At 32.4% G+C, this 13,310-nt stretch carries 3 protein-coding genes; all 3 read left to right on the forward strand.

What is annotated here, in order from left to right; genetic code table 11:
• Positions 1 to 2,936: leucine-rich repeat domain-containing protein (locus tag N4A40_04300; protein MCT4661061.1), on the forward strand; the 2,936-nt coding region annotated here is incomplete at its 5' end.
• A 127-nt stretch (positions 2,937 to 3,063) separates the two neighbouring features.
• Positions 3,064 to 7,329 (forward strand): leucine-rich repeat protein, encoded by a 4,266-nt coding sequence (locus tag N4A40_04305; GenBank protein MCT4661062.1) that lies wholly within the window; start codon positions 3,064 to 3,066, stop codon positions 7,327 to 7,329.
• Positions 7,330 to 7,653: 324 nt separating this feature from the next.
• Positions 7,654 to 12,927 carry a hypothetical protein gene (locus N4A40_04310; GenBank protein MCT4661063.1) on the forward strand — a complete coding sequence of 1,758 codons (5,274 nt, stop codon included), beginning with the start codon at positions 7,654 to 7,656 and terminating at the stop codon, positions 12,925 to 12,927.
• The last annotated feature ends 383 nt before the right edge of the window (positions 12,928 to 13,310 follow it).

Here is a 13,310-nt window from a genome sequence, read left to right on the forward strand (position 1 = left end):
AACCTGAGAGTAGTTATGAGTTTGAAGATGGTGTAATTAAAAAGTATTTGGGAAGTGACACTGAGATAGATATTCCAGAATCAATAGATGGTAAGGCTGTTGTGGAAATTGGAAATACCGCATTTAGATCAAAAGGAATAACTGCTATTACTATACCAAGTAGTGTAACTAAGATTGGTATGGGAGCTTTTGCTATGAATGATATTCAAAGTATAGAGTTGCCAACAAATATCGAATCGATTGGAAATATGGCATTTTTCAAAAATAAATTGACTAGTATCACTATTCCTTCGAGTTTAGAGTTGATTCCTTCATATTGTTTTAAAGAAAATGATATACAAACTTTAGTTATAAAAGAGGGAGTAAAGGAAATTGCATTACAGGCGTTTTCTGACAATGAAATTGCAAGTTTGACTATACCGGCCTCACTAGAGAGTATAAGAAAGAGTGCATTTGCGAACAATAACCTGACAGAAGTTACGATTCCGAAGACTCTGGTAAATTTAGATGATGGTGCATTTGAAGGCAATACTAACTTGCGTTTGATTGACAATAGAACTTCAGGAGATACTGGAGAAGGTGGAGACACTGGAGCTAGTGAAGAAGTTAAATGGACTGTAGCAGATTTCAATGTAGAGAATACTTCTATAAAAGGATTTTCTGACAGTGGCTTGGCTAAATTTGCAAAAGATCAAAGTATAGAACTTCCAAAGACAAATGAAGCGGGAGAAAATATAACAAGCGTAGGAGAACGTGCATTTGTAGCTGAAAAAGATTCTGAGTTAAAGATCAGTGCTGTAGTTCTTCCGGAGACTTTGACTATCATAGGTAGAGAAGCTTTTAGATACAATGATATAGCTCATATTTCATTTGCAGATGGTTTAGAATCTATCGAAATGTTGGCATTTAACGGAAATAAATTGGAGGAAGTTATACTTCCAGATAGCGTGACTAGTTTAGGTGCAGGTGCATTTACTTTAAATCAAATAAAGAATTTAAAATTATCAAGTAATTTGGAAGTGATACCTACTGCATTTGGTTATAACAAAATGACTAGTGTGACTATTCCAGCAGGAGTAAAGAGAATTGATGATTTGACATTTAGTGACAATGAGTTGGTTGAAATACACTTGCCTGATACACTTGAGTATTTGTCTGGATTTAATAACAATCATATAGAGTCAGTAGATATCCCATCTAGTGTAATTACATTGGGAGAGGATGCTCTTGCTAGAAATAATATGACATCGGTAGTTATACCAGGTAATGTAAAAACTATTAAATCTCAGGCTTTTAGAAATACATGGCATGAACTTTATTTGGAATCAGTAGATATTCAAGATGGTGTTGAAACTATAGAGTCATCAGCATTTGTTGGAAACAAATTAGTAGATGTAAATATACCAAGTAGTGTTACTTCACTCAGTCCAACTGCATTTAAAGGAAATTTAGGTCACGATGACATAGTTCATATATTTACACCAGATAGACTGAATCCAAATAATTTTGAAGACTCTAAATATCAGGTGATAAATCCAGCTAAGATAGTTGTCAAGTATGTGATTGGTGAAAAGGTATTGAAAGAGGATGTAGTTTGGAAAAACGGTGAAGGAAATTACTATCATATAGGAGATGCAGATGTTAATATTACACCAAGTTATGATGATAATGCACATGAATTGATTTCAGCTGATCCAAAATCTATAAACTTAGAAAATGATGAGAATGTAGTTAGTTTTGAATGTCAGAAAAAGGCAGTTGCCGATGATATAACTATCAAAAATATAGAAGCTGTTTCTAGTGTAGTAGTTGATTTTGGAACTAGTAGCGATGATGTGATTGCAAAACTTAGCAAAACAACTCATATAGTTGATTCTAACGATGATAGACATGAAGTGAATTTAAGCTGGAGTTTGGATGCTTATAATCCGAATCAAAGTGGTAATTACTCGGCAGTAGCAACATTTGATTTGCCAGATGGTGTTGTGAAGCCTAGTGATGACTATGAGCTAAAATTGACTACAGATGTGTTAGTAAAAGAACAAGCACATGTAGCAGATGATTCTAAATGGACGAAAGAAGATTTTACGTACGATGATGATATCATTACTGGTTTTAGTCAGGACGGACTTTCACAACTTGAATCAGATAAAAATTTGATAATACCAAAGATTACTCCAGATGGAGACGTAGTTGAGGGAATTGGAGAAAATGCATTTATGGGAAAAGGATTGGTTAAAGTCGAGTTCCCAGATGGTATATCAGATTTTGTTGTCAATGGTCGCGCGTTTGAAAAAAATGATATAGAAGTAGTTGATTTGACGGAAGGTGTAAAGGCATTAGAGCCGTATGCATTTAATGATAATGAAATCAAATATCTAGAGTTACCATCTAGTTTAAAGAAAATAGGAAATCATGCATTTGCTGATAATGCTATAGTTTCTGTTGATTTTGATGAAGATATAGTGGATATAGCACTTGATAGATTCTCGTTTTTAAATAATCAAATCAGATCTATAACTGTGCTTAAAAAAGTTAAAAAGGTACATGGAGAGGTATTTATGGGAAATCCAGGTCATGATGAAGATTCTAAAGTTCATATATATACACCTAATTTAGATTATGACAATATCAACAATTGGTTTGAGAATTCTAATTATCATAAAGTCGTAATACTTAAGGTCAGTGAGGCTCCGGAAACAAGTGATGTAAATATAAGTACTGGCGTGAATGAAGAAGATATTGATTTACCAAATAGTTTGAGCATGACGCTTAATAACGGAAAATCTATAAATGTTGATATGACTTGGACTTGTGAAAATTATGATTCGAGCGTTGCTGGAGATTATGTGTTCAAGGGTTCGTATGATCTTTTAGAGGGGATGAGTGCAGACAAACCAGAAGTACAAATCAATGTACACGTGTCTCAGGGTTAATAAATTTATTAATATAATTTAGATAAAGTTTAAGATGGTTCTTTGGTATTGAATCACTGGTGCTGAAGAATCGTCTTTATTTTTGTCTTACAAGGAAGTAATTTTTAATATAGGGGGAGAATAAAATATGAAGAGAAGTAAGTGTTTTATATCGATAGCATTGGCGACATCTATGCTATTTGGGGGCGGAGTGGCAAATGCCATACCAAAGGATATAGTAGTTGTAGGAAATGAAGTATTTTCTATAGAAGATTTGGAACAGGAATGGGCAATAGATGAAATTAATGATGCCATATTTAAGAGTGAAGAGATTTATTATAACATAAGTGGGATTACTGAAGATTTGATCGACATAGATGATAAGCTGCCTATATCAAAAGAAAATAAAGAGAAATTAGTGGAGTTAAATTTACATGAAGATGGTGGCAATGTTATACAATATCCCAATGTAGAAGCGGAAAAAGGAAAAATTGTAGTTAAAGATAGTTCGTCTTTGAAGAAGTATATAAATGATTCGAGAATTTCAGAAGTAGTTTTAGATGCTGATATAGAATTAGAAGATCAATTATTAGAGGTCAAGCAGATGGTAGATATTGACCTAAATGGTAGAAAGTTAAAGGGTGAATTGAAATTTGATGCTGATCAGAAGGGTAAAATAAAAATAAAATCAGATAAACCCGGGAGTTTTATAGAGAAGGTTAGTAGTGAATCAGGAGAATTGGAATTAGAGGTCGATGATAAGGTAGCTATAGGAGAAACAGATAATGTGCAAAAACCACAAACAAGTGGAGAAACAGATAAGCCAAGCACACCAAGCACACCAAGTACACCAAGTACACCGAGTACGCCAAGTACGCCAAGTAAATCTAAAGAAGCTAAAGCGATAGAGGATGAAATTGCTAAACTACCAAGCTTAGAGGAAATGACTTTAGATAGCAAGATACAGATAGAAACTTTATTAAGTAAATACAATTCACTTACAGATTCGCAAAAACAAGAGGTTGAAAACTATAATGTGTTGGAGCAATCTAAACAAAAAATAGATCAGCTGAGTGTTGATGAAGATGGTATTTGCAAGGAGTATAAGGATGGAGATGCATTAATAGCAACACTTTATAACAATGGAAACTTGGTTATAAATGATGGTATATCGGAATTGGGAGAAAAATTATTTGAAAGTGAAACTCGAATAAAGTCAGTAACTATTCCTGAAGGTGTTACTCAAATAGGGAAAATGGCATTCTATAAATGTTCTAATTTGAAAGAAATAATTATGCCAAATTCTGTTGAGGGTATAGGATATGGGGCATTTGCAAGATGTACGGGTCTTAGAACGATTACATTGAATGATGGACTTAAAAGAATCTCAGGAGGTGGATTTTTGGGGTGTAGTGCACTTGAAAATATTGTTATTCCAGACAGTGTAAATGATATAGATGAAAAATCATTTTCAGAATGTACTAGTTTGAAAACAATTAAATTGCCAAGTGGAATAAACAAAATTAACAAAAATGTATTTTTAGGATGCGATTCATTAGAGTCTCTTGTAATTCCAGAAAATGTTAGTGTTATTTATTCAGAATCATTTGAAGGTGTGGATGGAAGTGTTATTTCAGTAGCAGAAGAAAATGTCAATTTTGTGGCAGAAGAAGGTGCTATTTATACAAAAGATAAGTCAAAACTTATCATGTTTTTGAATAAAGATGAGACAAACTATACTGTGAAAAGTTTTGTAAAATCTATTGAATCTAAAGCATTTAGTAAATCAAATATAGAAATGATAACATTGCCATCAACACTTGAAAGCTTAGAAGCGGGTGTTTTTTACAAAAATACTAGTTTGAAAACAGTGATTATAGAAGCTGGATTAAAAACTATACCGACATATTCATTTGCTGACTGTGAGAATTTAGAATCAGTGATATTACCAGAAGGAATTACGTCAATCGGCAAGAAAGCTTTTTATAAATGTAGTGCACTTAAATCAATAGAACTTCCGTCAACTCTAATAAATTTGGAGGAAGAAGTGTTCTCAGGTGATACTAGTTTGAAAACAGCAATGATAAAGTCAGGATTGGATACTATACCTAAAAAAGTATTTTATGGCTGTGAAAAATTAGAATCTGCAGTACTTCCAGAAGGACTTACTACAATAGATGAGCAAGCTTTTTACAAATGTGCAGCTCTTAAATCCCTAGATTTACCATCATCACTTGAAAGTATCAATTATGCTGCGTTCCAGGAGTGTAGTTCATTAACTGATGTGGCAATTAAAGAGGGACTTACTATGATAGATGAGTATGCATTTTACAAATGTAGTTCTCTTGAATCTATAGTGCTTCCAGCGACTCTTGATAACCTTAATTATGCTGCATTTGCAAGCTGTACTTCATTGTCTGATGTAACAATAAGTGATGGTCTAGAGACGATTGGATACAGTGTGTTTTTGGATAGTAGCAATATCAAGGAAATCAATATACCAGCTAGTATTACAACAATAAATGAATGGGCATTTTCAGGTATAGATAATGCAGCTAATATCAACGTAGATCCAGCGAATCAGAATTATTCTGATATAGATGGCGTATTGTATGATAAGGAAGGCAAAACTTTGATACAGTATCTCAAGTCAAAGGGAACTCATTATGATATACCAGAGGGTGTAGTCAAGATAGCAAAAGGTGCATTTATGAAAACTGGTATAGAGACGGTAACTATGCCAAGTAGCTTAGAAGAGGTAGGATTTAGTGCATTTGAGAATTGTCAGGGAATAACAGACATAGAGGTTTCTCCAAATGTAACAATTTTAAATCACTACGCATTCTACAAGGCAGGTAATCTTGAAAGAATAGTTTTACCAGATGGACTTACAACTATTGGAAATAATGCATTTAAGCGAGCAGAGAAATTAGCAAATATAATTATACCGAATACTGTTACTAGTATAGGTGACTCAACATTTAAAGAGTGTAGAAGTTTAACAGAAATTACAATACCTAATTCAGTTCAGCGAATTGGAAAAGAAGTATTTGTAAGTTGTGATAATTTGAAAAAGGTAATAGTAGATAATGTAGCTGGAGAACTGCAAATTGGAGATAATGCTATTCCTGATTCTGTTGAAGTGGTTTATCTCAGAACAGAAGTTGGTGATGACCAAAAAGTAACAATGTCTGATGAAGTAAAAGCATTCTATGTAGATTTATTTAATGAAAATGATGGGGACTACAAAAATTTGACAGATGAAGCAAAGACTTCATATGCACCATTAACTACGGATCATGTATTTACAGTAGCTGATATGAAAATGCTCAAAAATTTCTATGTCGGTGATAGAAATGTAGATGATAGCTTGGTAGCACCTTTAAAATATGCGATTAATCTAGAGTCGTTTATAGTTGAGCTTGATGATAGTGCTCATAGCAGAGACTTAGTGAACTTTAGTTGTTTGAAAAATTGTAAGAAAGTAAAAAAAGTTTATTATTTGAATAATGATCTGAATATGGATAGCGAATCGGAAGATGCAGATGGAAGTGGAACTTGCAGTATCCACGGTTGTGGGAATACTAAAGATCCTCTCAAAGATATAAGTGCACTTACTACTATGTCAGGTCTTGAAGATTTGAGAATAAACATGACTGAGCTGAGAGATTTGATGCCAATAAATAATCTTTGGTTAAAGACAATTATAGTTCCAGGAAATAAAATAGAATCTGTAAATGATTCTATAGGTAATATGACTTCTTTAGAGGTAATAGATATAGGACACAATAGATTAACGAGTATCATGAATTTCGAACATTTATCGAATTTAAAAACAGCTTATGTAAATGATAATGGCATAAGGGATATAAGTTATTTTTCTAAGGTAAGTGGATTAGAAGCACTTTCAATAAATGGTAATCCATTGCCAGAAGATTATATGACATCTATTAGAACACTTTCAAAAGTTAATAGATTAAATATAGCAGATATAAGTTCTGATGATTTTGAATGGATGAAAACATTCGTGGTTAGAGATCAAGATGGTGTATCAACAATATTAGAAAACAATGCTAGAGTATTTACGTTTGGAAAGCTAAAGATTGAATTAGAAGCAACTCAAGATATGATAAATGATGGAGTGCTTACTATCAAAAATCCACTTAAAGGTTTAGTAGGTGAGCCAGTTGCACAAAATACTATAGATGCGAATCAAAATGTAAATATTGATGGAGATGATATAAAAATTACATTATCAAATCCAAGCGATAGTGTAGTAGAGGTTAGCTACCCTGTATATACTAAGGATTCAAGCAAAATGTTTGGTGGAAAAGAAGCTAGTATTTCAGGGAAAGTTACACTTAAGATAACTATAGATGATGGTGGCGAAAGTGCACCAGAAAGTTCTAACTAGATATAAAACTAGATTTAAAAACTATATAGTAGTCACATAATTAAACTACAAAACAGAGTATTCGATGATTGGTTCAAAATCAAGTCGTTAAGGATGAAGCCAATTATCGAATGCTTTTTGTATAAAAAATGACTATATGATAACTAGAGCGAAGGGGTGGCTGGTCTCAAAACGTGTAGAATAGCAATTCATTATAAGTATTATAAATGTGTTTTTTTTATTTATAATATATTTTTATATTGGTGGATTAGTGTGAATATTAATGATAAACTCGTGAAAGCGTTGTTTTATAGATTTTATTTGAATATAGGGGGAGTAGGAAGTATGAAAATAAGTAGAAGCAAGAATTTTTTATCTACAGCATTGGCAACATCGATGCTGTTAGGAGCGGGAGCAAGTGCCATACCAGCTGATGTAGTGGTTGTAGGTGATGATGTATTTTCTATAGGGGATTTGGAACAAGATTGGGCAATAAGTGAGCTTAACGAAGCTATTTTTAAAAGTGAAGAGATTTATTATAGTATAAGTGGAATCACTGAAGAGTTGGTTAGTATAGAAGATAAATCGACTATATCAGAAGAAAACAAAAAAAAGTTAGTTGATTTAAAATTGCATGATGAAGGTGGCAATGTTATACAATATTCTGATGTAGAAGCAGAAAAAGGAAAAATTTTAGTTAAGGACAGTTCTTCACTGAAAAAATATATAAATGATTCTAGAATTTCAGAAGTAGTATTGGATGCTGATATAGAATTAGAAAATGTAGCATTAGAGGTTAAGCAGATGGTTAATATTGACCTCAATGGTAAAAAACTCAAGGGCGAGTTAAAATTTGATGCTAATCAGAAGGGTAAAATCAAAATAAAATCTGATAAACCAGGAAGTTTTATAGAAAAAGTTAGTAGCGAATCGGGAGAGCTAGAAGTAGAAGTAGATGATAACGTAACTATTGAAGAGACGGATAATGTTCAAAAACCTCAGACAAGTGGTGAGTCAGAGAAACCAAGTACGCCAAGCACACCAAGTACACCGATTCAAAAATTAAGTGTAGAGGTTGAGTCAAAAGCTGATTTTGAAAAAGCAGTAGAGAATAGTTTAGTGGAAAAAATTACAATCAAAGGTGATTTTTATGCTGATTTAACTGTAGATGATAGAAGAAATAATGATTTAGTAATAGATTTACAATCATCTAAAAAAATTAATGATATAAGATTAGATACAGATTCGAATTGTAATATAAAAGTAGTTGGAAATGATGATGCGGAATTTACTTCTATGATAGTCGACATGGAAAATGGTGGTGCTGAATGTAATGTTGATGTCAGAGATGATGTTGTAGTTAAGGCAATTAAAGATACATTCGTTATGAAGGGAAAAGCTAGAGAGATTATCGTAGAGGGTAGTAGTAGTATTCAAATGGAAACAGAAAACGGTTCTAGCAAGCCAGCTATAAATATTGATACTAATGAAATGGTCAAATTGGTTGGAAGAGTTGGTGAAATCAATTTAGTCAACAATAAAGCTAATTTGGTTCTGGAAACCGATTCAGTAGAAAAAGTTATTGGTACTACATTTGATCAATTAGTTTCAGCAAATAAGGCAATGAACTTAGAGATTGAAGGAAAGATCGGGGAAGTAAAAATAGCAGAAGAAAATTCGGTTTTAATTGGTACAGCTGATGTAGCAAAGTTGTCAACACAAGCATCTATGAAAGTAGACACAAATGGTAGGATTGATAGAATAGAGATTTTGGAAAGTGCTCAGGGAAAAGTAACTATAGAATTTGGAGATGATATTTCTGTTACTGAGATAGTAAATGCTGGGGATGCTAATGTGGAGTTGGTTAATTCAGATTTAGTTGTAAAAAACAAGCAAAAAGCACCAAATGGTGTGTCTATTCAAAGAGATGGAAATTCGTTTAAATTAGCAAATACTACTAGTGAAATGGAGTATGCTACAGCTAGCGATGCCTCACCTGAATTATGGACTCAATGTGGTGATGGTGAAACTCCAGTTTCATCAGGAACTTACTACGTGAGATATGCGGCCAGTGAATCTAATGGAAATACTGCAAGTGCAATTGTGAAAATAGTTGCTGAGATTATACCAAATGATTCGCTAAGGAAATTAGTGGTAGCGTGTTTGAATAAATCGTCTTATAGAGTAGATGGTGCTGAATGGACTGAGCAGGATCCAGAGACGTACAAGCCTAGTGTGGAAGACATAAAGAAATTAAAGAAGATTTATAGCTGGAGAATGCCAGATACTGGCGATGAAAAGGATATAAATGATTTAGAGGGTTTACAATATGCTGAAAATCTAGAAGCATTTAACTTTAGTAATGGTGGATTGAATGATGTATCACAACTTAAGAATTTGCCAAAGCTTACAAAATTGATGCTTTCAGGAAATAAGATAAAGGATCTTAGAGCTATACAGGGTATGTCATCAATCACATATTTGAATTTAGCTAAAAATGGAGTAAGAGAAGTTGTAGATTTGAGTAGTCTTACATCACTTGAAGAATTGTATTTAGACAACAATGAAATTGAAAATTTGGCGAATATTGGCAACATTCCTAATCTGACTACGTTGGATGTTGGATACAATAAAATAAAGAATTTGAATGGAATAGAAAATTTAACAAAAGTGAACGATTTGAATGCAGTTTACAATGAAATATCAGATATATCGTCGCTAAGAAATTTGACAGAACTTAAAAAATTACTTATTTACAACAATAATATAAGTGATATGTCAGCTCTTTCAAATCTGACGAAATTGGAAGAATTTGAAATCATGTATAATAAATTGACTGATGTTTCTGCATTGTCGGGCATTACTAGTTTGAAGCATTTGAGTATAAGAAATAATAAAATATACGATATATCTAGTTTGAGCAATTTAACAAATTTAGAGTACTTCCATATATATGAAAATGAAGTTGAAGATATATCAATTTTGAGAAATATGACGAAGATAACAGAATTTAATTTTAGTAGAAACAATGTTAAGGATTTAACTCCAATATCAAATCTTCCATTGTTATCGTGGTTATATGGATATGAAAATGAGGTAGAAGATATAGCACCTGCAATGACTTTACCTAAACTTACTACTTTGAATTTACAGAGAAATTCAGTATTAGATTTAAGACCGCTTAAAGACAAAGTCAAATATCAAGGGGAGTATGGAGAAGCTTATAAGGATATAATAATAACTGGAGGGCATAGAGTTATAAGACTTGATCCAGAAAAAGATATAGATTTTGAGAAACAAAATAAACATTGGGTAGTTCAAACTAAAAATCCAGTCAGACTTTCAGATGGTAGTTTTGTAGCGATGAAAGATGTTAAAAATGATGGTAGTGTTGTAAAAACTATAACAAAATCTGAAGAAAATGATACTGTAGAGATAAAAATACCATTAGAAAATTCTAATCATAGCATAGATATAGAAAATAAGATGTCATTAGGATTTTTATGTGAAAAGGGTATACCGTTTGAAGGCTGGGATGCAGTAGCAGATGGCATGATATCTGGAAGAGAATTTAGCGGATCGGTAGATTTTGTAATTCCTGCAGGTTGTGATGTAATATGTACGAGACTTATAATACAAAGATTGCCAGAGCTATCAGATATTACATTAAATGATAAGGATGCGGTAAAAGCAGCTAGAGTGGCATATACGTTTTTACGACAAGATACAAACAAAGATTTAGAAGATGCAGTAGTCAGAAAACTTAGATCAGCAGAGCAGAGAATTGCTGAATTGGAAAAAACAGAACCTAAAATAGTAAAAGCTTTATATGCAGCTAGAGCTGGAAAGCTAACATTGAATTTTGATAAAACTGTTGAAATAGGGGATGCAGAAGTAGATGAAACCAAAATAAGTATAAATGGAGTTTCACTTACAGAAAATGATTATACTGCAGATAGTGGACAAGAGATATCTTTGGTTATTACTTTGAGTGAGCAAACTAAAACTGCCCTAAGTTCAAAAACAGCACCTTATTTAGTATCAGTAGAAAGTGAAGCATTTAGAGATTTAGCGGATAATAAATCTAAAACTACTAGTTTGACAGCTGAAATTGAAAATGAACCGATAGCACCATCTGAAATTCCAAATGCATTTGCTAATGTGTCTGCTAGTTCACAAAATGTAAGTTTTGATTTTGAGAAAGATGGAAAAACTATAGAGATGAATAAAACAATTGTAGAAGATGCTTCAGCGTATGAGTTTTATTTGACAAATGATGCTAATAGCAAAGCTACAATAACGGGCGCAGCTTATGATGTAAATACTAAGAAGGTAACATTGACATTTGCAAATCCGATGAATTCAGGAACGTATACTTTAAAATTGGTTAAGAGTTTGAAGACAGCCATTGATGGTAATGTTGATAAAGATCAATTCAATAGTGCTACAAATGTTAATATAGTTCAAGTGCCTTCAGATACAACTCCTCCTACAGTTAGTGGAAGTACAAATACACAAGATGTGGATAATTCTGAAAATCTTTCTTCGGGAGATATTTTATATCTAACATTTAATGAAGCGATAAAAATCAATAATTTAAGTGCAAGTGATTTTGAAATAAAAGATGCATTAGATCAAGATACGGTTAGAACACTTGGAAATTCTACGGTAGAGGTTGATTCAACTTCAGGGAACAAGAAAATTAAAATAACATTAGGATCAAGTAGTGATGTTAAGGTAGGAGATCAAATAACATTAGCAGAGGCAAATAAGTTAAAAATAACAGATGTTGCTGGAAATCCTGTTAATATGACTGCTGACAGTGGAACTAAAGTAGCTATATCAAGAGGATCAGAAGATAAACCTGAGATTGTTAGTGCATCATATAAAGATGCAAATGCAAGTGGTAAAGTAGATAGTGGAGATGCACTAGTTGTAACATTTAATAAAAAACTTGAAGAATCTTCTATAACAGGACTTACTAAAGATGCATTTGAAGTTCCAACAAATACTGATTTAACAACATTCAATGTTTCATTGGATGATTCGAAAAAGGTAGTTACATTGACATTTGAAGGTGCTGTAGATATGAATACTATGAATACTGCACCGGAATTAGAAAAGTTTGAAAATGAAATGACATTGAAAGCTAAGTCAACTATTAAAACAACATGGGGTGTAGAGGCAGACAATACACAATCGGCTATAGAAGTAATTGGAGAAGATACTACAGCTCCTGCTATATCTTCTGCTAGATTGTATACAAACGCAAATACATTGGGTAAAGAGATTGAAATAACGGTTAGTGAAAAGATAAATCTCGCTTCTAGTACAGTGGGTGATTTCTTAAAGTCAAGTAGTTCAGATAGTTCAGCTGAAAATGAGCTAGTATTAAGTGATGCATCATTTAGTGCTAATGATGTTGCTTCGATAGCACTTGATGCGAATGATCCAACTAAAATTGTACTCGTTCTACAATCAGATGCAGGAAATGATAATGATGGTTATTTGATAGATGGAGCAACAACAATCAAGTTCTATGATGGTGGTTCTATAAATGTCAGAGATGCAGCAGGAAACAAAATAGATGCTACTGGAGTTACAATTACAGTAGAATAGTAAAATTTAATCAAAAAAATTTAGATGTTTAAACTTTAAATTTTGTAAAAATAAAACCTTAGTGGAATGATTTTAAAATAATCATCTTACTAAGGTTTTTTATTATAAAAATTTAGTGCGCTTTTATCTAGAGACTAATATATACCGATTTTTTAAACTCAAATTTTTGATAATAAAGTGCTAAAAATTTACGAAAATATACTTCTGAGCATAATTTCATAATAATCGTATTAAAAATAAAAAATAATTTACCAATAAAGTGCTAAACGAAAACAACACTTTACTATTGTGACTTTGGTATGATTTAAAACGACGATAAAGGGAGAGAATTTCACAAAAATATTATAATAAGGTTATTAGGGAGGAAAACATGAAGAAAATGA

The sequence above is a fragment of the Tissierellales bacterium genome (assembly GCA_025210965.1).
GTDB lineage: Bacteria > Bacillota > Clostridia > Tissierellales > JAOAQY01 > JAOAQY01.

Bases quoted from the DNA above. Each gene is read 5' to 3' on its own strand.
- N4A40_04310 (MCT4661063.1), top strand. From the start codon at position 7,654: ATGAAAATAAGTAGAAGCAAGAATTTTTTATCTACAGCATTGGCAACA.
- N4A40_04305 (MCT4661062.1), top strand. From the start codon at position 3,064: ATGAAGAGAAGTAAGTGTTTTATATCGATAGCATTGGCGACATCTATG.